At 38.7% G+C, this 21,732-nt stretch carries 23 protein-coding genes; 8 read left to right on the forward strand and 15 right to left on the reverse strand.

The genetic code is table 11. The features are described 5' to 3' along the window. Nucleotides 1–72 precede the first annotated feature (72 nt). Nucleotides 73–900, reverse strand: a complete 828-nt coding sequence (locus CBF33_RS07215; protein ID WP_126762897.1) for a metal ABC transporter permease — start codon at nt 898–900, stop codon at nt 73–75. Further along, nucleotides 873–1,556 carry a metal ABC transporter ATP-binding protein gene (locus tag CBF33_RS07220; RefSeq protein WP_023605850.1) on the reverse strand — a complete coding sequence of 228 codons (684 nt, stop codon included), beginning with the start codon at nt 1,554–1,556 and terminating at the stop codon, nt 873–875. The genes CBF33_RS07215 and CBF33_RS07220 overlap by 28 nt, the downstream gene beginning before the upstream one ends. A 184-nt stretch (nt 1,557–1,740) precedes the next feature. Between CBF33_RS07220 and CBF33_RS07225 the strand changes: the two genes are divergently transcribed. Genes CBF33_RS07225 through CBF33_RS07235 form a run of 3 tightly spaced genes read left to right on the forward strand, consistent with a single transcriptional unit; the run spans nt 1,741 to nt 4,266 of the window. Then, entirely contained in the window at nt 1,741–2,493 is a 753-nt protein-coding gene (locus CBF33_RS07225; RefSeq protein WP_126762899.1) for a metal ABC transporter ATP-binding protein, read from the forward strand. Next, complete coding sequence (locus CBF33_RS07230; protein ID WP_126762901.1) at nt 2,477–3,331, forward strand: metal ABC transporter permease; 855 nt, start codon at nt 2,477–2,479, stop codon at nt 3,329–3,331. Before CBF33_RS07225 ends, CBF33_RS07230 begins: the two co-directional genes overlap by 17 nt. After that, a complete protein-coding gene (locus tag CBF33_RS07235) occupies nt 3,328–4,266 on the forward strand; it encodes a metal ABC transporter substrate-binding protein (RefSeq protein WP_126762903.1) in 939 nt (312 codons plus the stop codon). Before CBF33_RS07230 ends, CBF33_RS07235 begins: the two co-directional genes overlap by 4 nt. 55 nt (nt 4,267–4,321) lie before the next feature. Here the strand turns inward: CBF33_RS07235 and CBF33_RS07240 are convergent, their stop codons facing one another. The 7 genes from CBF33_RS07240 to CBF33_RS07270 form a co-directional block, all read right to left on the reverse strand. Further along, nucleotides 4,322–4,804, reverse strand: a complete 483-nt coding sequence (locus CBF33_RS07240) for a PTS sugar transporter subunit IIA (RefSeq protein ID WP_126762905.1) — start codon at nt 4,802–4,804, stop codon at nt 4,322–4,324. A 77-nt stretch (nt 4,805–4,881) separates the two neighbouring features. After that, on the reverse strand, nt 4,882–5,739 hold the full coding sequence (ispE, locus tag CBF33_RS07245; RefSeq protein ID WP_126762907.1) for a 4-(cytidine 5'-diphospho)-2-C-methyl-D-erythritol kinase: 858 nt from the start codon (nt 5,737–5,739) through the stop codon (nt 4,882–4,884). Nucleotides 5,740–5,865: 126 nt separating this feature from the next. Next, nucleotides 5,866–6,939: an ABC transporter substrate-binding protein gene (locus CBF33_RS07250; protein ID WP_126762909.1), complete on the reverse strand. Its 1,074-nt coding sequence runs from the start codon at nt 6,937–6,939 to the stop codon at nt 5,866–5,868. Continuing rightward, complete coding sequence (locus CBF33_RS07255; RefSeq protein WP_023605843.1) at nt 6,936–7,763, reverse strand: ABC transporter permease; 828 nt, start codon at nt 7,761–7,763, stop codon at nt 6,936–6,938. Before CBF33_RS07255 ends, CBF33_RS07250 begins: the two co-directional genes overlap by 4 nt. Then, nucleotides 7,735–8,571 (reverse strand): ABC transporter permease, encoded by an 837-nt coding sequence (locus tag CBF33_RS07260; RefSeq protein WP_023605842.1) that lies wholly within the window; start codon nt 8,569–8,571, stop codon nt 7,735–7,737. Before CBF33_RS07260 ends, CBF33_RS07255 begins: the two co-directional genes overlap by 29 nt. Nucleotides 8,572–8,582: 11 nt before the next feature. Further along, nucleotides 8,583–9,671 (reverse strand): ABC transporter ATP-binding protein, encoded by a 1,089-nt coding sequence (locus tag CBF33_RS07265; protein WP_126762911.1) that lies wholly within the window; start codon nt 9,669–9,671, stop codon nt 8,583–8,585. Between the two features lie 18 nt (nt 9,672–9,689). Continuing rightward, nucleotides 9,690–10,232, reverse strand: a complete 543-nt coding sequence (locus tag CBF33_RS07270) for a helix-turn-helix domain-containing protein (protein WP_126762913.1) — start codon at nt 10,230–10,232, stop codon at nt 9,690–9,692. A gap of 181 nt (nt 10,233–10,413) precedes the next feature. Here CBF33_RS07270 and CBF33_RS07275 point away from each other — a divergent pair, with 181 nt between their 5' ends. Next, nucleotides 10,414–11,421 (forward strand): acrylyl-CoA reductase family protein, encoded by a 1,008-nt coding sequence (locus tag CBF33_RS07275; RefSeq protein ID WP_126762915.1) that lies wholly within the window; start codon nt 10,414–10,416, stop codon nt 11,419–11,421. A 38-nt stretch (nt 11,422–11,459) separates the two neighbouring features. Here CBF33_RS07275 and murB read toward each other — a convergent pair whose 3' ends face one another. Beyond that, nucleotides 11,460–12,362, reverse strand: coding sequence for a UDP-N-acetylmuramate dehydrogenase (gene murB / locus CBF33_RS07280; protein ID WP_023605838.1), 903 nt, complete (start codon nt 12,360–12,362; stop codon nt 11,460–11,462). 179 nt (nt 12,363–12,541) lie between these two features. Here murB and CBF33_RS07285 point away from each other — a divergent pair, with 179 nt between their 5' ends. Further along, nucleotides 12,542–13,309 (forward strand): exodeoxyribonuclease III, encoded by a 768-nt coding sequence (locus CBF33_RS07285; RefSeq protein ID WP_126762917.1) that lies wholly within the window; start codon nt 12,542–12,544, stop codon nt 13,307–13,309. Between the two features lies 1 nt (nt 13,310). After that, complete coding sequence (locus CBF33_RS07290) at nt 13,311–13,847, forward strand: 3'-5' exonuclease (protein ID WP_126762919.1); 537 nt, start codon at nt 13,311–13,313, stop codon at nt 13,845–13,847. Nucleotides 13,848–13,890: 43 nt separating this feature from the next. Here CBF33_RS07290 and CBF33_RS07295 read toward each other — a convergent pair whose 3' ends face one another. The 4 genes from CBF33_RS07295 to pta all read right to left on the reverse strand — a co-directional run bounded on the left by CBF33_RS07295 (nt 13,891) and on the right by pta (nt 19,008). After that, entirely contained in the window at nt 13,891–14,691 is an 801-nt protein-coding gene (locus CBF33_RS07295; protein ID WP_126762921.1) for a CAP domain-containing protein, read from the reverse strand. A gap of 173 nt (nt 14,692–14,864) precedes the next feature. Beyond that, entirely contained in the window at nt 14,865–17,342 is a 2,478-nt protein-coding gene (locus tag CBF33_RS07300; RefSeq protein WP_126762924.1) for a 5'-nucleotidase C-terminal domain-containing protein, read from the reverse strand. Between the two features lie 140 nt (nt 17,343–17,482). Next, complete coding sequence (tsaE, locus tag CBF33_RS07305) at nt 17,483–17,965, reverse strand: tRNA (adenosine(37)-N6)-threonylcarbamoyltransferase complex ATPase subunit type 1 TsaE (RefSeq protein WP_126762926.1); 483 nt, start codon at nt 17,963–17,965, stop codon at nt 17,483–17,485. A 62-nt stretch (nt 17,966–18,027) separates the two neighbouring features. Next, the gene (gene pta / locus CBF33_RS07310) at nt 18,028–19,008 is read right to left on the reverse strand and encodes a phosphate acetyltransferase (protein WP_126762928.1); all 981 of its coding nucleotides are present in this window, start codon (nt 19,006–19,008) and stop codon (nt 18,028–18,030) included. 234 nt (nt 19,009–19,242) lie between these two features. On the opposite strand from pta, the gene CBF33_RS07315 reads away from it, so the two are divergent. After that, nucleotides 19,243–20,115 (forward strand): Cof-type HAD-IIB family hydrolase, encoded by an 873-nt coding sequence (locus tag CBF33_RS07315; protein WP_023605832.1) that lies wholly within the window; start codon nt 19,243–19,245, stop codon nt 20,113–20,115. A gap of 20 nt (nt 20,116–20,135) precedes the next feature. Beyond that, a complete protein-coding gene (locus CBF33_RS07320) occupies nt 20,136–20,699 on the forward strand; it encodes an LURP-one-related/scramblase family protein (RefSeq protein ID WP_237662143.1) in 564 nt (187 codons plus the stop codon). Nucleotides 20,700–20,733: 34 nt separating this feature from the next. Here CBF33_RS07320 and CBF33_RS07325 read toward each other — a convergent pair whose 3' ends face one another. Beyond that, a complete protein-coding gene (locus tag CBF33_RS07325; protein ID WP_126762931.1) occupies nt 20,734–21,633 on the reverse strand; it encodes a prenyltransferase in 900 nt (299 codons plus the stop codon). Between the last annotated feature and the right edge of the window lie 99 nt (nt 21,634–21,732).

The following is a 21,732-nucleotide window of genomic DNA, read 5'->3' on the forward strand; positions in this document are numbered from 1 at the left end:
TAACAGAAAAACAGCTTTTCATGAGAAGCAACTAAAAAAAGACATAGAATCACTACATTCTATGTCTTTTCATTACGAAGTTTGTTGCTTTTTAAAAGCTACACGCAACTTTTTATAAAGGGTTAACAGTAAAAAGATAAAAATAAAAATTAACGTAATCGTTGCTCCAGCAGGCGTATCCCATTGATATGAGCCCACCAGTCCACCCAGCATACCTATCAAGCCGACAAAGATACTTGCGAGAATAACGTGATTAAAACTTTTACCAATACGCATTCCAATAGCTGCTGGTAGAACCATCACCGCAGAAATTAATAAGGCTCCAGCAATAGGAATAAGGACTGTTATGGCGACCCCCGTCAAAACGTTGAAAACAATCGACATCGTTTTAACAGGCAGACCATCGACATGAGCCGTTGCTTCATCAAAAGTTAAAACATACATAGGACGCTTGAATAAAAAGAAGCCGATAATTAATAAAACGAATAAAAAGCCTAAAATTTTAATCTGGTCCCAACTAATCGTCACTATCGAACCGAATAAATATTCTTGAATACGCATGGCGTTATTTCCTTTATTTAAACTCATTAAAACTAAGGCGGTCGCCATACCACCCGACATTAAAATAGCTGTCCCAATCTCGGCATAGGAGCGATAAACTTGTCTTAACGCTTCTAAAATAAAAGCGGCAGCAATCACGACTAATAACGTTGTAATCGTTGGGTTCCAATTTACAAAAAAGCCGAGTGCAATCCCTGCTAGTGAGACATGTGAAAGTGTATCGGCCAGTAATGATTGTCGACGAATGACTAGAAAGACACCTAATAACGGGGCAATAACAGCCATCATACTCGCAGCAATCAAGGCTCGAATCATGAATTCATATGAAAACATCGCCATGGAGAATTCTCCTTTCTAACTAATCGGATATGTCGATCCGCGTATTTTTCTACATCTTCATGATCATGGGTAATCATTAAAATACCTTTTTGATGTTCATGTGCATTGTGTTGCAATAGACGATATAAGTCCCCACGTGACCCCTCATCCATACCTGTCGTTGGTTCATCCAAAACAAATAAATCTGGGTCAGTCGCAAAAACACGTGCTAAAGCAATCCGTTGCTTTTGCCCGCCTGACAATTCCCCAATCCGCTTATGACGCATCTCCCACATGTTGACTGACTTTAATGCTTTCTCTACATGCTCATGGTCGCGTGCGTTAAGACGCTTAAACCATTTGCCATGTTGATACCGACCTGATTCAACTAACTCTAATACAGTACTTGGAAATCCTGCATTAAAAGAGGCAATCTGCTGTGGTATATAGCCGATACTTAAAGGTTCGCCTTTAATATTTTTATCCGCAATCCTAATCGACCCACTAGAAGGATGCAATAAACCGAGCGTATTTCGCAGTAATGTCGATTTCGCAGCGCCATTTTCTCCTGTTAAAATCACAAACTCTCCCGGACTAACGGTATAAGAGATATTTTCTAAAACGGGTTCATCTTCGTAATAAAAGGTAATATCGTTTACTTCTATATAGTAAACCATGTCATCTCCCCTTCCTTTTGACAAAACGTAACAGTTACGTTTTGATTAACTTTACAATAATAACACGTTACGAGAAAATCGTCAATCGGGATGCAACAATAAAAATTTAATAACGTTTTAGGCTTGCCTAAAAATCTTTTTTGGTTTACACTGTAATTACAAGAAAATAGAAGGAGGAACTCATATGCTTTCAGTAAAAAAATTGAATGTTTCCTATTATGGAACGAAAGCATTAAATAATGTGTCACTCGATTTACCTTTAGAACACTCTATTGGTATTATCGGACCAAACGGAGCTGGTAAATCCACATTATTAAAAGCCATCCTGGGAATTATAAAAAAAGATTCTGGACAAGTCACAATTAATGGTCAAAAAATAGACAGTTATCGCCAACAAATTGCCTATGTCGCCCAACGCAGTGAAATTGATTTAACTTTTCCAATTAACGTCATGGATACTGTCATAACAGGTACCTATCCACGTTTACCTCTTTTTAAACATCCTGGAAAAAAAGAAAAAGCCATTGCTAAAGAAGCTTTGGAAAAAGTTGGATTAGCCGACCTTGCTCATCGTCAAATAGGTAACTTATCCGGCGGACAGCTGCAACGTGTTTTTATTGCACGTGCTTTAGCTCAACAAGCTGATTTTTTCTTTTTAGATGAGCCGTTTGTCGGAATTGATATGGCGAGTGAAAAAATCATCATTGATATTCTCAATGAGCTAGTCGCTGACGGTAAAACGATTATTACCGTCCACCATGACTTAAATAAAGTACAAGACTACTTTGATCATCTTGTATTACTCGACCATACAATTATTGGTGCTGGAGAAACAGAAGATGTCTTTAATCAACAAAATATCCAATCTGCTTACGGCCAAACACTTGGTAATTTGCTATTTAGAGAGGAGGAACCTGTTCATGGAAATACTCTTTAGTATCGCAGACGCACTGAATATGCCAGTTAGTATGTTTAATGCTCTACTCGCATCTGTCATACTTGGTATCACATCCGGTGTCTTAGGTAGCTTTATTGTTTTAAGACGACTCTCTTTAATGGGGGATGCCTTATCCCATGCCGTTTTACCCGGTGTCGCGGTTTCTTACATGCTAGGAATTAATATGATGATTGGTGCAACGGCTTTTGGTTTACTTGCCGCAGTGCTAATCGAGTTTATTATTAAGAAAAGTAAAATTAAAACCGATACCTCTATTGGCATTATCTTAAGTTCCTTTTTCGCTTTAGGGATTATCTTGATTACCAAAGCAGAAAGTGGTGCTGACTTAAACCATATTTTATTTGGGAATGTGCTAGCCGTTACACCTGGCGAAATTTTACAATCTTTTATCATTATGGTCATTGTTTTAGGCATTATTAGTCTTTTATATAAAGAATTTCTAATTACGTCCTTTGACCCCGTTGTTTCACAAACTTATGGAATGAACACTGCCTTTTATCATTACTTATTGATGTTTTTATTAACTATCTTTACTGTCTCTGCTCTTTCACAAGTTGGAATTGTCATGGTCATTGCGCTATTAGTAACCCCAGCCGGAACGGCTTATCTATGGTCAAATAAATTGTCTCATATGATCATCGGCTCATCTTGTTTGGGGGTTATTAGCGGAATTATTGGCGTAATATTAAGTTTTGAGTACAACTTACCGACAAGTGCAGCTATTGTATTAGTCAGTGCTAGTTTCTTTATTGTTTCATTTATATTTTCACCAAAAAACGGCTTCTTTAAAGCCAAAGGAAAGGAAGTTACAGAATGAAAAAGTGGTTACTTGGATTAGTCAGTGTTGTAGCTGCTACAACGTTAGTAGCATGTAGCGCGACTGACACATCAGATAAAGCATCAACAAAAAAAGAAGGAGATAAATTAGAGGTTGTCGCAAGTTATTCGATTATCGCTGATATGGTTGAAAACATCGGTGGCGATAAAGTCAATGTGACGAGCATCGTCACACGTGGGACAGACCCTCACATGTATGAACCAACACCTGAAGATACCTTAAACGTGGAAAAGGCAGACATCCTGTTCTACAACGGGATGAACTTAGAAACAGGGAAAGGATGGTTCAACAAACTTTTAGAAAATGCTCGTAAAGAAGACGTAGCATTTTTAGTCACTGAAGGAATTGAACCCGAACATTTAACAGAAGAAGGTCAAGAAAACGAAGAAGACCCACATGCTTGGTTATCACTTGCAAACGGGATGATTTACGTTGACAATATTACTAAACGTCTTATCGAAATCGACCCTGACAATAAAGACTATTATGAAAAAAATCATGATCGTTACCAAGAAAAACTAGCGGCATTACATGAAGAAGCCAAAGAAAAAATGGCGGCGATTCCTGAAGAACAACGTATTTTAGTAACAAGTGAAGGCGCATTTAAGTATTTCTCTAAAGCCTACGACCTACGTGCTGAATACATCTGGGAAATCAATACTGATAACCAGGGTACGCCAGAACAAATGACTCGTATTACTGATATCGTCAATAGCGGAAACGTTAAAGCTTTATTTGTGGAAACAAGTGTTTCTCCTAAAACAATGAAAGCTGTCGCTGCTCAAACAAAAGTCGATATCTACGACACAATTTTTACTGACTCCTTAGCAAAAGAAGGTGAAACAGGAGATACATACTACGACATGATGAAGTGGAATATCGATACTATTCATGACGGTTTAACACAAGAATAATTAATTTTTATAAAAAAACATCCGACTGCTTTAAAAGCAGTCGGATGTTTTTTGGTTAACTTAAGGTTAAGGTTAATACTTCTTCAGAAGCTTCCACTGTGCGTTCTGTCACAGCTGGCATTTCTTTGACAGCGTCCATGTTTGTGACAACTACGACAACTGTAGAGTCTGTTTCTGTTTTAGCTAGTTCAGATAAATCCATATCTGCTAGCTGAGTTGTAGGGGATACTTTATCGCCTTCTTTGACGTGAATGGTAAAAGGTACTCCTTTTAATTCGACCGTATCAATCCCCATATGAACTAATATTTCTAAACCGTCGTCACTAGCAATCGTAATCGCATGCTTTGTCGGAAAGACGCTCAGTACTTTTCCTGAGACTGGTGAAAACACCGCTGAGTTTTCTGGACGAATAGCAAAGCCATCTCCTAACATCTTACTTGAAAAAACACCATCCCCAACAGTTGGTAAGTCTATTAACTGACCTTTCGCTACAGCATGACATGTTGCTTGTTTATTTTTTTTAAATCGTTTAAACATTCTATTCCCTCCACACTCTCATCTTATACGCCTTTTATTATACGCTATATGTTAGCGACTGTTCAAACTTTTTTCGTTTAACAATTCAACGTCCGAACAATATGAACTTCTTGGCAAAATCCTTTTAAGCCATTATAGACACGTTTTGCACGTGAATAATTTTGACACAAACCAAAAACGGTCGGGCCACTGCCACTCATAATCGCAACGTCTGCTCCATAACGCATCATGCGGTCTTTAATTTCTTGCACAACCGGACGACGTTCGATTGTCGTCGCTTCCATTGCATTTCCCATGTATTGAATCATGTCTTCATAACTTTCATTCAATATCGCTTCTTTCAATGCCTCGATATTAGGATGACTAATTTTTTCCATATCCAACTCAGCAAATATTTTACGCGTAGATACACTGAATGGGGGTTTGACTAGCACAACCCAACACTGTGGCATCGCAGGTAAACGCTCGACCTTTTCTCCACGTCCACTGACAAACGCTGTAGAGCCGTACATACAATACGGAACATCTGTACCGACTTGAAAACCAATCTGGCTCAACTCATTTGTTTTAAGACCAAGCCCCCATAACTGATTTAAGCCACGTAACACAGCAGCAGCGTCACTACTACCTCCTCCCAGTCCAGCAGCAACTGGGATATTCTTTTTGATATCGACAAAGACGCCTTTAGAAATCCCACACGCTTCTTTTAATAATGCGACAGCTTGATAGACATTATTTTTAGCATCTACTGGCAAAAAGCTTGCACTGGTCTTCACTACAATATCGTCTGTTTCTAATTCTTGAATAAACAACTTATCGGCTAAATCAACACTCGCCATAATCATTTCTAAGTCATGATACCCGTCATCTTCTCGTTTTCGGAGAACGTCCAAACCGAGATTGATTTTGGCAGGTGCTTTCTCAATAATTTCCATCGTTCTCCTCCTTTGTTGATCGGATGATCTCTTTAAAATATCATACCATAAATTAGACAAAGAATAACCAAAAATACCCATAGTAAAAAATAACAGGTAAGAGTCACATCACTCTTACCTGTCTTTTTATTTTCGATGCATTTTGAATTCTAAAAACAAATCATTGTAAATCCCAATATATTCTGGCCCTAAATCCTCATAGACTTCTAAGTTAGCAATCACATCATCTTTAGGATAAAACTGTTCATCTTCAGTGATTTCTTTTGGCAATAATTTTAATGCTCCTTTATTTGGAGTGGAGTATCCGATATATTCAGCATTTTGTGCGGCATTTTCAGGTTCCAATAAGAAATTGATAAACGCGTAAGCTCCTTCAATATTTTTAGCTGTTTTAGGAATCACGATATTATCAAACCATAAGTTAGACCCCTCAGATGGGATAACATAATGTAGATGTTCATTGTTATCGAGCATTTCTGAAGCTTCACCTGAGAAAGTTACCGCAGCCGCTGCTTCTTCATTAATCATATACATTTTAATTTCATCTGCGACAATAGCTTTGACATTATTCGGTAAAGAGTCCAGTTTATGCGCAGCTTTTTCTAGCAACTGATTATCTTTACTATTTAGTGAGTGCCCGTCACTATTTAAAGCTAGCCCTATCACTTCACGTGCACCATCGAATAACATAACGTTATTCTCTAATTTTTCTTGCCACAAGTCATCCCAATGTTGCATTTCATCGGCTTTAATAACCTTGTCGTTATAAACGATTCCTAGTGTTCCCCAAAAATAAGGAATCGAGTAGACATTTTTGGGATCGAAGTCTAAATCCATAAACCGCTCATCAATCTGTTCAATGCCTTTTATCTTACTGTAATCAATTGGGATTAACATTTTTTCTTTCATCATCTTTTGAATCATATACTCACTAGGGATTGTTAAATCATACGCCGTGCCACCTTGTTGAATTTTGGTAAACATGGCTTCGTTTGAGTCAAATGTTTCGTAACTCACTTTATAAGAGGTTTCTTTTTCAAACTTTTTAATTAATTTCGGGTCGATATAATCTCCCCAGTTATAAATGGTCACCGTATTACCACTGGCGTAACCTTGAGAGCGCTGCATTTGTTGACTCGAGAAAAATAACAATCCGATAATTCCCACTATGCCAATAACTAACACTTTTAAATTTTTCATAGTGCCGCCACCTCTTGTTTCTGACGTGCTTGTTTTTCTTTCTTACGTGATTTATCTTGCGTGATAAAATAATAACCTGTCACTAAGACCATCGAGAATAAGAATAACAAGGTACTCAGCGCATTGATTTCTAAACTAATTCCTTGACGTGCACGGGAGTAAATTTCTACTGATAAGGTAGAAAAACCATTACCCGTTACAAAAAAGGTTACCGCAAAATCATCTAATGAATACGTAAAAGCCATAAAATAACCTGCAATAATTCCCGGTGTAATATAAGGGATAATCACTTTTCGAATGATTTGCCAATTCGTCGCACCTAAATCTCGACCGGCGTCAATCAGTGACGGGTTCATCTCTTTAAGTTTAGGTAGTACCATTAGTACAACAATAGGAATACTAAACGCCACGTGAGATAACATTACTGACACAAAGTTAAGACTGACTCCTAACATCGTAAAGAAGATTAAAAAACTCGCCCCAATAATAACATCTGGTGACACCATTAAAATATTGTTCGCACTTAACAAGACATTACGACGCTGACGTGTACGGGTACTATGAATCATCATCGCGCCAAACGTCCCAATCACCGTTGCAATCAAAGCAGATAAAAAAGCTAAGAGAAATGTCTGTAAAACAATGACCAATAAACGTTTATCTTCAAAAACTGCTTGATAATGCTCCCACGTAAATCCGGTAAAGCCATTCATATTGCCACCGGCATTAAAGGAATAAAAGATTAAATAAAAAATCGGCAAATACAATAAGACAAAGACGAAGACCAAATACAAATTAGACCACTTTATGCGTTGCTTTTTCATGGCGACGTCCTCCCTTCTTACGTTTCTCTCCCGTTAAAATCATGATAATGACCATTGCCACAATCAACACGACACCAATCGTTGAACCCATGCCCCAGTTTTGGGTGACTAAGAAATGTTGTTCAATCGCTGTTCCTAAGGTTATGACACGATTACCACCAATCAAGCGAGTCAACATGAATAAGCTCAGTGACGGAATAAAGACTGCTTGCACACCACTTCGCACACCATTAAGCGATAACGGAAAAATAACACGTTGAAACGTTTGCCAACGATTTGCTCCTAAGTCATGACTGGCACTGATTAATGACGGATTAATTTCTTCCAAAGCGTTAAAAATCGGCATGACCATGAAAGGTATTTCAATATACGCAGCTACAAAAATAAAACTAAAGTCAGTAAACAAAATTTGCTGTTTCCCTATTCCGATAAATGATAAGAAATGGTTAATACTTCCATTTTGACTAAAAATCCCAATAAATGCATAGGCTTTTAATAACAAATTAATCCATGTTGGTAAAATAATAAGCATCAACCATAGTTGTTTATGTTTTGTTTTACTTAATAAATAAGCAGTTGGATAGCTAATCAATAAAACAGCCATTGTAATAATAAACGCATAAAAAACGGAATTAAATGTCATTTTTAAATACGTCGAGGAAGAAAAATAGGCTTGATAATTTTCAAGGGTAAACTGTCCGCTACCATTAGTAAATGACTGATAAACAATCAACAACACTGGCGCTAATACAAAAAAGACGAGCCATAAGACATACGGGACGGAATACGTAATACGTGTTTGTTTCATTTTTCCCCCTCCTAATCCTCTTCGTAGCTTTCTAAACGAGCATCGAATTCTTCTTCGGTCTCACCGAAACGCATCACATGAATATCTTCTGCATCAAAGTATAAGCCGACTTCACTGCCTTCAACAGCTTTTTTAGTCGAATGAACGACCCATTCGTTGCCATCCGCATCAAAACAAATAATTTCATAATGTACACCACGGAAAAGTTGCGTATCTACTTTCACTTTTAACTTTCCTTCTGCTACCGATGTGATGCGAATATCCTCAGGACGTAGTACGACTTCAACGGGCTCATTTGGTCTCATCCCTCCGTCTGCACATTCAAATGGTTTGCCGACAAACTCTACAAGATTATCCTCACGCATAATCCCGTCTACAATATTACTTTCACCAATAAAATCTGCAACAAAGCGATTAATTGGTTCATCGTAAATATCAACCGGCGTCCCACTTTGGATGATTTTCCCACCATTCATAACAAATATTTCATCACTCATGGCGAGTGCTTCTTCTTGGTCGTGCGTCACAAAAATAAACGTAATACCTAAACGTTGTTGTAATTCTCTCAATTCATACTGCATATCCGTCCGCAGCTTCAAATCCAGTGCCGATAAAGGCTCATCTAGCAATAGCACTTCAGGATCGTTGACTAACGCGCGAGCAATGGCGACACGCTGACGCTGCCCCCCTGACATTTCACTAATCTCGCGTTCTTCAAATCCTGATAATTGTACGAGTTTTAATACTTCTTGTACCCGTTCTTTGATTTCTGCTTTCGGCATTTTACGTAAGGTTAGCCCAAAGGCAATATTTTCAAAAACATTAAGATGAGGAAATAACGCATAATCTTGAAAAACTGTATTTACTTTTCGTTGATTTGCTGGAATGTCATTCACACGTTTATTTTTAATCCGAATGTCTCCCTCACTCGCTTCGATAAAACCTGCTATTAATCGTAAAATCGTCGTCTTACCACAACCTGATGGTCCCAATAATGTATAAAACTTACCTTGTTCAATGTCAAAACTCACATTTTTCAATACCACTTGATCATCATAAACCTTTTTGACATTATGAAAAGTAATAATCGCTTCCGTCATACGTCTCTCCCCTTTTCCTTACAAATATGATTCTGTTGCCACAATCAACAACCGACTCACACCTGTCTCATTATTTTTAATTTGATGAACCTCTGTCGCGCGATAATAAATCGCCTGTCCCTCTGTCGCTACATAACGATTACTTCCTAGCTCGACCACTACAGACCCCTCTATGACATACGCAAATGTTTCCGACATGGACGGTTCGAACTCTTTAAATTCTCCCGCTCGTTCTAAGGTTAAAAAAATGGGCTCCATTTTATTTTCATTTGAATCCGGAACTAACCATTCCACTTCATACCGCTTTTCTTCATCAATATAGCTCGTACGCTCATCCACCTCATAAACGACCTTTTGTTGCGTGCTTTCCACATTAAAAAAGTCTTGTGGCTGACACCCTAAGACTTCTAATAAAGAAAAAAATGTTTCCATCGAAGGAGAACTCAAATTTCGCTCTAACTGACTAATGTACCCTTTCGTTAAATCCGTTCGCTCGCCTAACTCTTCTTGTGTTAATCCTTTTTGAACACGCAAATTTTTAATACGTTGTCCAATATCCATCGATGTCCCTCTTTCCATGTTTCATCTCACTTATTAAAGTAACTTAAAAGTAAACTTAAAGTTTAATTTAAACACAATTATAAAGGATGACATTTTCTTTTTCAAGAACAACTCATCTTTTATCGTTATTTTTTTAAAGGTGTTCTATAATAAGGGTAACATATATTAGGAGGTTATGCGGATGAACACCTTTAAAGCAGTACACTTGATTAAAGCAGATGATGATCATGAAATTACAACAAGCGTTTTACCTTCCACTGAAAGCGATTTAAGTCCGGGAGATGTTATCGTAAGGGGCGCCTATTCTAGTTTAAACTTTAAAGATGCCTTAGCTTCACAACCGAAAACAGGCGTTATCAAACAGTATCCCCTTATTGCAGGTATTGATTTCAGCGGCACCGTCATTTCTTCGACTAACCCCAACTTTAAAAAAGGGGATAGCGTGATTGCTACTGGCTATGATATTGGAGTCAGCCATAGTGGTGGTTTATCAGAAATCGCACGTGTCCCGGGTGAATGGCTCGTCCCACTCCCTCATTCACTCACTTTAAAAGAAAGCATGATTATCGGCACTGCCGGGTTTACGGCAGCTCTTGCCATTGATGCACTAGAAGCGCATGGCTTAACACCTGCTCAAACCGTCCTTATCACTGGCGCAACAGGTGGCGTAGGTAGTCTGGCATTAGCCATGCTCAAAGCAAAAGGCTATCAAAATCTCACAGCAGTTAGTCGAAAAACAAGTGACGACGCTTTTTCTTACCTTTCGCAACAAGGTGCTAGCACCATTCTCACACCAAATGATTTAACAGAGGACAAAGTCCGTCCTTTAATGAAACAAGAGTACGATGCCGTGATTGATACCGTCGGTGGTCCTTTGCTCACAGCTATTTTGCCGCGCGTTAGATATGGCGGAAGCCTAGCTCTTTGTGGCAACGCTGGAGGTATTCAGTTAACAACGACTGTCTTACCTTTCATCCTTCGACACGTTCAATTGCTTGGGATTGATTCCGTTCATACACCTTGTGAAAAACGCCAACATATCTGGCAACGACTCGCAACCGATTTGAAACCAGCACAATTAGAAAACGCCGTACAAGCTACCATTCCATTAGAAAACGTTCCTCGTGCCATGAACGATTTACTTAATGGACAAATGACTGGACGTTATTTAGTCACATTAAATCCGTAATATAAGAAAAAGACATTCCAAAATAGGAATGTCTTTTTCTATGCTTCGCGACCGATAATACGCACTTCGGTTTCGAGCTTCACTTGATATTTTTCAAAAATAACTTCTTGTATATAGCGAATCAACGTCACGTAATCTGTCGCAGTCGCTTGATTAATATTCACAATAAATCCGGCGTGTTTCGTTGAAATTTGAGCGCCCCCTTGAATATATCCTTGTAAACCAGCATCTTGAATAAGCTTGCCAGTAAAATGGCCTTCAGGTCGTTTAAACACACTGCCACACGATGGGTATTCAAGCGGTTGCTTCGATTCTCTCAAATGCGTCAACTCATCCATTTGAGCTTTAATTGCTGAAGCATCACCTTGTTGTAAAGCAAAAGTAACAGATAATACGACACCTTTTCGCTCTTGCAAAACACTGTGACGATAAGAAAACTCAAGCTGTTCTAACGTCAATGTTTCAAACGTTCCATCGGCCCATAGTACATCACATGATTCAAACACATCTTTAATCTCGCCACCATAAGCACCTGCATTCATATAAATAGCGCCACCAATACTGCCCGGAATTCCACACGCAAATTCCAAACCGGTTAAAGAAGCACGGTAAGCTTCGCGACTCGTTTCAATCAGCTTTGCACCTGCTTCGGCGACAATTTTATCCTCATGAACGTCAATCTGATTCATCTCAGTCAACATTAAAACAAACCCTTCAATGCCACCATCTCTGACGATTAAATTACTAGCATTACCTAATACTAGCCAAGGATGTTGATGAGCTAAACAGTACTCTACTAACTCACGGGCTTCTTTTTGACTACGAGGAAAAGCTAACACATCTGCCGGGCCACCTGTTTTGGTAAACGTGTAATTCGATAACGGTTCATTTACTTTAATATTTAAATGTGACAAGTCTTGTTGTATTTTTTCTATCTTCACGGAAATGTATCCTTTCTCTATTACTATCTGTTTCATTTTATCACAAAATCATGATAATAGAACTATCTTTCCTCTTTCTTATCTATTCTCTTAATTCGTTCAACTATCAAACAGAAATAGTCGCGATTTTACTCAATATTCGATACAATGAAAACATGAATAAAAAGGAGTGTTGCGACATGAAACTTGTTTCATGGAACGTAAATGGACTCAGAGCGGTCATGAAAAAAGATTTTCTGTCCATTTTCGAAAATTTTGAGGCAGATTTTTTCTGTTTACAGGAAATTAAATTACAAGAAGGGCAAATTGAGATGCCTTTACCCGACTATCATCACTATTGGAACTATGCTGAGAAAAAAGGCTACTCAGGTGTTGCCATTTTCGCTAAAAAGCCGGCACTATCTGTTCAATACGGATTAGGTATTCCCGAACACGATACAGAAGGACGTGTAATTACTTTAGAGTATGACGACTTCTTCCTCGTTAATTGCTATACACCGAATGCTCAAGCAGAGCTCAAGCGGTTGCCCTATCGTTTAGAGTGGGATCAAGCTTTCCGAGAACACCTTGTCGCATTAGAACAACAAAAACCTGTCATTATTTGCGGTGACTTAAATGTCGCTCATCAAAAAATCGATTTAAAAAACTGGAAAACTAATCAAAAGAATCCTGGATTTTCTATAGAAGAACGTGAAAGTTTTTCTCAACTACTCGATAGTGGATTTGTTGACACTTTCCGCTTTTTCTATCCAGATTTGGAAGGCGCCTACTCATGGTGGAGCTATCGCTTTAATGCAAGAAAAAATAACGCTGGGTGGCGTATCGACTATTTTCTCATTTCTGAAAGATTGACCGATTATCTAGAAACAGCTAAAATTCATGCGGACGTGTTTGGAAGTGACCACTGTCCTGTCTCGATTCGCCTTAATTGGTCAAAGGAGGGGTAAGATGAACTTTATCGCACTGGATTTTGAAACGGCTAACCAAAAACGTCATAGCGCTTGTTCCATTGCCTTAGTAGTCGTACAAGATAATCAACTGGTCGGACGCTACTACTCACTTATCCAGCCACAAACCGACTTTCATTGGCGTAATATTCAAGTCCACGGCATTACACCTGAGATGGTCAAAGATGCACCGACGTTTAAAGAAGTATGGCAAGATATTGAACCTCTATTTCAACCAGAGCACTTGATTGTGGCGCACAATGCAGCCTTTGATAATGGTGTCTTACGTTATACTTTGGCACACCACGGACTAGCTCAACCATATTATCAATCTTTATGTACGGTAACGGCGAGTAGACGACTCATGCCTGAACTAGAGAATCACAAGTTAAACACACTTTGCCAAGCAATCGGTATGCCCTTGGAACATCATCACCATGCTTTAGATGATGCGATTGCCAGTGCGCAAATTTTATTACATTTAAATCAGTACTTTCCTACGAGTGAATTAGAAAAAACGGTTAAAATCATCAGTTAATAGTAAAACGTCATCACAGCGAATAGTGATGACGTTTTATTGATTATTTAACTTTATAAGTCATTAAAACCGCATGCATGCGCCCTGTTGCGCTATCTGTGTAAAAAGCTGTCGTCATGTATAAGTCGGAACGGTCTTTCATTAAAATACGACGATGTCCTTCGCTATTCATCCAAGCTTTAAAAGCAATCGCAGCCGTTTCCTCATGCACAAAGGGAGCTGGGCCACGATAGACGGCTTCACTAAAATACGTATAATGATTTCCATCGGTTGTTGGAATCGCTGTATAAAATTTACTACCGTCTGGACGTTGATGAGTCGGGCGTTGACTAATTTCACGCGCTCGAATACGCGCCCCTTCTTGCATATCACGATGACTTTTATCTACTTTAAAGGCAGTAAAACCTTGACTGACACGCTCCTGATTGACTAAATCATTTAACCTGTCACTTGCTTGTTGATCATACTGTTCATATGGAATAGCGGCTACATCATTTTGAATCGCCATTTCAATTGCGTTTAGTTCTGTCAATGACGTAGCTGATTGAATTTCTTTCACATAAGAGCGAACAACATTTGGGTCTAAACCTCTTACTGACGTCACATAACTGTCTAACCGTCTTTTTTCCATCGTCACTTGTTGCACTTGACTGACATTTACAGTTGCTGTACCTACTGTACTCATAACAGTATCTGCTTTTACCGGCAAACTATCGTGATATACTAATAAAAACGACAGAATTAATAGTGATAGATACATTACGTTCTTCGTACGCTTATGAGCTTGGATATTTCCTCTCCCATTCTTTAAAAACTCTTTGCTTTGTTTTTGTTCATTATTCATGTAAACAGTTCCCCTTTCGCACATTATTATTAATAATGTCTATCAAAAGTGTAACATTACACAATCTATTTGACAACGCTATCACGTTTTTTTATAAAAAAAGTCGTCAACGTATTATTGATTACGCTGACGACTTCTTTGAAATAGTCGTAAATTAATTAAATACTCAAAAACTATTTTACTTCGTTTTTCTTGCGAACCATTACGATCGTTAATACGCCACCAACAATGGCCAGCCCTGCTAAAGCAAACGGTGCTGCTTCTTCACCTGTCTGTGGTAAATAACCAGGTTTCTTATTATTACTGTTATTTGAGCCAGATGCGCCACCATTTTGTGCCGTTTCATTTGTCACTACGATATCTCTTTCAACCATCATGTCATCTTTGATGAAATGTAATTTAAGGGTGTCATCTTTTTTCAAATCGAATCCACGGATATCAAATGAGAATTTTCCATCTTTACCAACTGTTACATGGTGAACTTCTCCATTTGGCAATGTGATACTGACTTCTGCACCAGGTAGACTTTCTCCTTTAATAACTCCACCCACAAGAACTGTTTTTGAAACTTTTGTCGCTTCATCTAGTGGTTTGTTTTTATCTGTTTCTTTAGAATCTTCCGTTGATTCTGTTGTGCCTGGCTCTTCTGTGTCTGTTGTACCGGTTCCTTCTGTTTCTGTTGTGCCCGGCTCTTCTGTTCCTTCTGTTTCAGAGGGAACTTCTTCTCCTACTTCTAATTTTCTTCCTAAAGCGGGAGCGGTAATCTTTTTACCTTCTTTTTCCATCTTTTCAAAATAAGAAACAAATGTTGAGGTGTCTGTATCCATAGCTGCAACTAACTTCCCTTTGGTAAAGCTCTTAAATCCATCGCCACCACCAAATAGGAAATCATTTATCACTACGTTGTACATTTTTTCAGGGTCTAATTCTTTGCCTTGACTATCCTTAATCTCGACAACTTCAAAGTCATCACCTACACCCTGATAGGTAAAGGATAAACCAGCAATTTGCAGGAAGTAATGCAACTTACCATTTTTATGTTGCTCATTTAAAACATCACGAATCGTTTGTCCACTTAACGCTACCACTTGTAAAATATTCCCAAATGGTTGCACAGCTTGCACAGCTCCCCATGTAATAGCACCGTCTGGTTGAGCAGTTAAATCAGCACGAATCCCACCGTTATTAGTCATTGCAAAGTCCACTGTAACCGGATTTCCAGCTGCATCTTTCAACTGAATATCATTCGCCATATAAAGCTGAGCATCGACAATCAAGTTCCCTAAAGGTGATTCGCTATGAGCATTGACATCTTTGGTAATCGTGGTAACGCCCTCTGCTGCAGTAGCTATCTTAGATTCTGTTACTTTTTTAATCAATTCACTCGCGTGATCCACAGTTTTTTGAACTTCTGCGTTTTTGTCTGGACGATCAGTTGTCGGCTTCACTTCCGCTTCCGGTACGTCAACAAAGTCTTTTGTTTCAGGGTCAAGTTCACCTTGTAAATCAATGTACGCTTTTCCTTGTGCCGTACTTTGAACAACACGTGTTTTATTTTCCCCATTTTCATAGACGCCATTTGTATGTTGATGATTATGACCCGCAAATACAACATCAATACTGTTATCTGGATAGATTTGATTTACTTTATCAAGAACGGTCGCTACTTCTCCTGATACATTTCCATTCGCATCACTTACCGCTGATAAATGGGTAATTAAAACAATCGCGTCGACTTTTTCTTTTTCACGAATAAGCTTACTGTATTTCGCAATCGTTTCAGCTTCATCTAAGACATCGTAATCCTTCGTATGTTCCGCTAAAACTAAGTTAGGAAACTCTGATGTAATAATCCCCATATAAGCAACCTTGACACTTTCATTTCCGTTGCTATATGACCTAGTTGTATACGGTTCAAACCCATAAGGGATTTTTCCATCTGATTTATTCACAATGTTAGCAATCACAATCTCTTGCTTAGATGGTTCTCTCTCATAGCCATTCACAATCTCACCTAAGTCCCCTTCAAATTGACCAGAGGCTGGCTCTAGACCTTTAAGAATTCGATGAAATTCACCTAATCCTTTATCAAATTCATGATTACCTAACGTTCCCAAAGTAAAATTCATTTGATTGAACACTTTAATCGTAGGCTCGTCTTGTAATAAAGCAGAGTTAGCTGGACTGGCCCCTACTAAATCACCTGCTTGCACACGCTCCGTCTTACCACCTTTTTCCGACTTAAAGTTTTTTTCTGCCTCGTCTAAATGTGCTGCTAAATTAGACGCTTTCCCTACACCTCTATGTGTACCTGAAGGCAAATAAGCTGTACCTGTGGTATCCAAAGCACCATGGAAATCATTAACACCTAACATTTGAACCGGAATCGTTACCTTTTCGGATTCTTTTTCATCTGATTCTTCTGTTACTTCAGTTGCCTCTGTTGTTTCTGTTGTTTCTGTTGATTCTGTTGATTCTAAAGTTTCTACTGACGATTCCTCTGTTGAATTGTTTTCAACAGACTCAGCCGTTACTTCTGTTCCCTCTGTTTCCCCGTCTACTGCTTTCACAATAGGAACAATGCCAACTAAGTTAGCGCTTAATAAAATGGTTGTTAAAAAGACACTCGAACGACGTTGCCATTTCTTCATTTTGTCACATTCTCCTTTTAATGTTTTTTATATAACAAAATTTTAACATTAAAAGACAAAATAAACAATATTATATGTATTGGTAACGCTAACTTTAAAAAGATAACGCTTTTACATACAATATTGTTCGTTTTTTTGATCTAATTTACACGTGTCATCTCTTCATCCAACCACTGTTGAAGCGTCTCAGTGAACGAGCATAGTTTGGAGCCGTGTACGGTTAGCGATAGATAGCGACCTTCCCCTACTTCGGGATACACTAACTGAATATCCAAATAATCAGATGGCAACTCGCCTTCTAAGTTATGTCCCCATTCCATAATGACTAGTCCTTGGTCTTCATAGTATTCTTCTAGTCCTAACTCTTCTCCATCACCGTCTTCTAAACGGTAAACATCCATGTGATACAACGGCATACGCCCCTCCGTGTATTCCCGAATAATCGTGTAGGTCGGACTTTTAATAACACGCTCAATACCTAAACCTTTCGCAATCCCTTTCGTCATAGTCGTTTTACCCGTTCCTAGCTCTCCTGTTAAAACGAGTGTCGACTGTGGGGAAATATAGCGACCAATATATTCGCCCACCTGTTGTAATTGCACCTCATTCTGCAAATGCCACATTGACTTTCCTCCTTTTATGAAAAAAGGTGTCCACTTTTTTCAAAGAGAACACCTTGTATGTATTATTTTTTATCAAACATAAATTGTGCAGCAGTAATGATAGATAACATGTATACATCATCTTCGCTACAACCACGTGATAAGTCTGAAATTGGTTTATTTAATCCTTGTAAAATCGGTCCAATCGCTTCAAAACCGCCAAAACGTTGTGCGATTTTATAACCAATGTTTCCTGATTGAATTTCTGGGAAAACAAAGACATTCGCATGACCAGCAACATCTGAGTCCGGTGCTTTTTGTTTCGCAACAGATTCTACGAAAGCCGCGTCAAACTGTAATTCACCATCAATTTGATAGTCCGGTGCTAATTCTTGTGCGATTTTAGTTGCTTCAGCTACCTTAGCAACTTCTTCACTGGCTGCTGAACCTTTTGTAGAAAAGCTTAACATCGCAACTTTTGGATCAATACCAAACATTTCAGCTGTTTTTGCTGTTTCAACTGCTATTTCACCTAGCGCTTGTGCATCAGGATTAATGTTAATCGCACAGTCTGCAAACATGTAACGTTCGTCACCACGAATCATTAAGAAAACACCACTTGTACGGCTAACGCCTGGTTTTGTTTTGATAATTTGTAATGCAGGACGTACAGTATCGCCTGTTGAGTGAATCGCACCACTTACCATTCCGTCTGCTTCACCCATATAAGTTAACATTGTCCCAAAGTAGTTTGCATTTTGTAGCATAGTTTTAGCTTGATCTTCTGTTGCTTTACCTTTACGACGCTCAACAAATGACGCTACCATTTCTTCGAATTTATCATATTTTGCTGGATCTACAATCGTCAGTGACGTAGCGTCCCAACCATTTTCTTCCGCTAAGGCGTGAACTGCGTCAGCCTCTCCAATCATAATCGGCTCTAATACGTCATCTTGTTTTAAACGAATCGCTGCTCCCAACACGCGGACATCCATACTTTCTGGAAAAACGATACGGATTCCTTTTCCTTTAATTTGAACAGCTAAGTTTGTTTTAATTGTCACGCTAATTCCTCCATTTTTTCTTGTTTCTATCTCTTTTATCATACACCTATTTGATTGAAAAAGACAGAGTTTCCACTCTTTTATGAGAATGACCATGATTTTTTTATACGTTTTTAATTTCTTTGTGAAAACTCACCATGAATGTGTTTATTTCTTTAATAAGTATGGAAGATGCTCAATTCGCTAAAAGGTGGTAAAATAAAGCATAAGTGTTTATTAGGAGGAGCCAAAATTATGATTAAACTCATCGCATCCGACATGGATGGTACATTACTCGGTCAAAAACTTAGCATCTCGGATGAAAACGTTGCTGCTATTCGCTATGCAGAAGAACATGGTGTTAAATTTATGATTGCGACAGGGCGTAACTTTGACGAAGCGACCCCTGCGTTAAAAGAAGCTGGACTGGTCTGTCCATTAATCGCCGTCAATGGCGCACAAGCCTTTGATGAAAACGGCAAGACACTCTTTACAATTGATATTCAACAAGAAGAGGCGCGCCAAGTCGTCAAAATTTTAAAAGAACAAGATTTGTATTTTGAAGTTGCAACGACTAAAGGGATTTTTTCTGACAACCGTCCTCAACGCTTAGAAAATATGGCTACTTTTATCGCCAACAGCATGCCACATCTCACCTATAAAATGGCTGTTGCAATGGCGATCGCACAGTTAGATATTCAAGACGTGCATTATGTGGAAGATTTCGAAGAACTTTTTGCTCATGAAGATGTGAAAATCTTAAAATTCATTGCCTTTTCACCGTTAGAAGCGGCTGCTTTAACGCCTGCTCGTCAAAAAATTGATTTAATTGATGACTTAGTAGTCACATCCTCTTTTCCAAATAACTTAGAGGTCAATCACCGTTTCGCTCAAAAAGGGATTGCCGTACAACGCATGGCACAAGCCTATGACATTCCAATGGAAAAAGTCATGACAATTGGAGATAACTTTAATGATATTAGTATGCTCGAAGTAGCTGGCGTCAGTTTTGCTATGGGTAATGCAGAACTAGCTGTTAAAGAAGTGGCTAAGTATGAAACAGATTTAAATACACAAAGTGGAGTTGGGAAAGCAATTAGACGCGCTGTAGATGAACGCTTAAGTTAAAAGTGAGGGTGGGAAACCGCATGGCAACTTATTATATCCAACAGAACTTACTGACCGCAAAATACCCCACTATCGTTCGCAATGAAGCTGGCGAACCTCTTTATTTAATGATAGGTAAATGGGGAAACCGTGGAGATGTTCTGTCGCTCTATACGTTAAACGGCGATTTAGTCGCCAAGGTGAAACAGTCACGTGTCGCATTTAAACAAGGAGCCCGTTTTGATTTATATCTGGGGGATGAGAAGGTTGGCATACTGCACCGCTTTTTACAGCAGTATCTCGATTTGTATTATATTTTTAAACTCAAATGGTGGGTAGTCGGGAACATTCCACAACATCAGTATCAAATCAAACGGCATAATGGCATGGTCATGACCATGCAAAAATACTATCACGCCACAGGCGATTTTTACGAGCTTGATGTGACAGATGACGCGGACGCGCCGCTATGTATTTGTATTGCTTCCGTTTTAGACTACTGGCTAAGAAATCGCTCGACACAACATTCGTTTATCTCGCCAAACAAAGTTCCTAATTTAGATATTCAATCTTTTGAAAAAAAGACTGAGAAGTCAGATTTATGAGTAACTACTCACTCTGACTCTCAGTCTTTTATATTTAAATCACACCGATAACAAAAAATAATGCGTAACCAATCATCGTGGCGGCTAAATTTTGAATGGCTAATGGAAAGGTGGTCAATTTATCTTGTTTCGCTCGAAAAGCATAGGTATTCGTTAATACTTGACGAAAAACAAACCAAATCCCTAACACCGTCCAAGGAACTAAACCTATGGCAACTGAGAAACTCGCCGCCACAAAAGGCGCTAAAGCTAGGAAGGTAAACAATCGGACGGCATTGTTCTTCCCTATGTAGTGAACTAATGTAAAACGTTCATTTAATTCATCCTCTTCCAAATCACACGTATTATTTGCTAACATTAAGTTTGCAATCGCAAAGACAGCAGGAAGCGACATTAGGAATACGTCTCCTACGAAAGACCAGTTAAATGCTTGACGATCATACACATTTAAATAGACACAAATAAGGGGAATGATAAAGCCCATCGTGATTCCAGAAGCAACCTCGCCAACAGGCAGACTCGATAATGGACGTGGTCCAGCTGAATAAAAAATCCCTACACTATAACTAATAATGCCTAATACTAAAATAACCCAACTCGTCTGAGACGCCAAAACTATCCCGATAGCAGCTGATACGACAATCATGCCAATCATCATTCGTCTAACTAGTGACAAGGAAAGATTTTCTCTGCCGATGATATTGGTTTCTTCTCTATAATCATGAACGTCAGTCGCATTGTGATAGTCCATATAGTTATCTAGAATATCTACCGCCATATTAAATAAGAACATGGCGACAAAAAACACACCCATCGCCCACCACTTGACTTCACGATAATGATACCACGCATAAGAGACACCTAATATAAAAGGGAACACACTAGCGGTCTTCGCTTTTAGCTCCACTAACTCTGCAAATATTTTCCACGACATTTTACTCACTTCTTTCTTTAGTATAACACCCTAATTATACAGGTTTTAATTGAGAATTAAAGAGTGATGATTTATAATAAAAAACGATATCCTACTTTG

It is taken from the genome of Vagococcus lutrae (assembly GCF_003987555.1).
Taxonomy (GTDB): Bacteria; Bacillota; Bacilli; order Lactobacillales; family Vagococcaceae; genus Vagococcus_A; species Vagococcus_A lutrae.

Coding starts and splice junctions, on each gene's coding strand:
- tsaE (WP_126762926.1), bottom strand. CDS start 17,965: ATGTGGCATTTGCAGAATGAGGTGCAATTACAACAGGTGGGCGAATAT.
- CBF33_RS07220 (WP_023605850.1), bottom strand. CDS start 1,556: ATGGTTTACTATATAGAAGTAAACGATATTACCTTTTATTACGAAGAT.
- CBF33_RS07285 (WP_126762917.1), top strand. CDS start 12,542: ATGAAACTTGTTTCATGGAACGTAAATGGACTCAGAGCGGTCATGAAA.
- CBF33_RS07235 (WP_126762903.1), top strand. CDS start 3,328: ATGAAAAAGTGGTTACTTGGATTAGTCAGTGTTGTAGCTGCTACAACG.
- CBF33_RS07240 (WP_126762905.1), bottom strand. CDS start 4,804: ATGTTTAAACGATTTAAAAAAAATAAACAAGCAACATGTCATGCTGTA.
- CBF33_RS07275 (WP_126762915.1), top strand. CDS start 10,414: ATGAACACCTTTAAAGCAGTACACTTGATTAAAGCAGATGATGATCAT.
- CBF33_RS07230 (WP_126762901.1), top strand. CDS start 2,477: ATGGAAATACTCTTTAGTATCGCAGACGCACTGAATATGCCAGTTAGT.
- CBF33_RS07225 (WP_126762899.1), top strand. CDS start 1,741: ATGCTTTCAGTAAAAAAATTGAATGTTTCCTATTATGGAACGAAAGCA.
- ispE (WP_126762907.1), bottom strand. CDS start 5,739: ATGGAAATTATTGAGAAAGCACCTGCCAAAATCAATCTCGGTTTGGAC.
- CBF33_RS07265 (WP_126762911.1), bottom strand. CDS start 9,671: ATGACGGAAGCGATTATTACTTTTCATAATGTCAAAAAGGTTTATGAT.
- CBF33_RS07300 (WP_126762924.1), bottom strand. CDS start 17,342: ATGAAGAAATGGCAACGTCGTTCGAGTGTCTTTTTAACAACCATTTTA.
- CBF33_RS07270 (WP_126762913.1), bottom strand. CDS start 10,232: ATGGATATTGGACAACGTATTAAAAATTTGCGTGTTCAAAAAGGATTA.
- CBF33_RS07290 (WP_126762919.1), top strand. CDS start 13,311: ATGAACTTTATCGCACTGGATTTTGAAACGGCTAACCAAAAACGTCAT.
- CBF33_RS07315 (WP_023605832.1), top strand. CDS start 19,243: ATGATTAAACTCATCGCATCCGACATGGATGGTACATTACTCGGTCAA.
- CBF33_RS07325 (WP_126762931.1), bottom strand. CDS start 21,633: ATGTCGTGGAAAATATTTGCAGAGTTAGTGGAGCTAAAAGCGAAGACC.
- CBF33_RS07255 (WP_023605843.1), bottom strand. CDS start 7,763: ATGAAAAAGCAACGCATAAAGTGGTCTAATTTGTATTTGGTCTTCGTC.
- CBF33_RS07320 (WP_237662143.1), top strand. CDS start 20,136: ATGGCAACTTATTATATCCAACAGAACTTACTGACCGCAAAATACCCC.
- CBF33_RS07295 (WP_126762921.1), bottom strand. CDS start 14,691: ATGAATAATGAACAAAAACAAAGCAAAGAGTTTTTAAAGAATGGGAGA.
- CBF33_RS07250 (WP_126762909.1), bottom strand. CDS start 6,939: ATGAAAAATTTAAAAGTGTTAGTTATTGGCATAGTGGGAATTATCGGA.
- CBF33_RS07260 (WP_023605842.1), bottom strand. CDS start 8,571: ATGAAACAAACACGTATTACGTATTCCGTCCCGTATGTCTTATGGCTC.
- CBF33_RS07215 (WP_126762897.1), bottom strand. CDS start 900: ATGGCGATGTTTTCATATGAATTCATGATTCGAGCCTTGATTGCTGCG.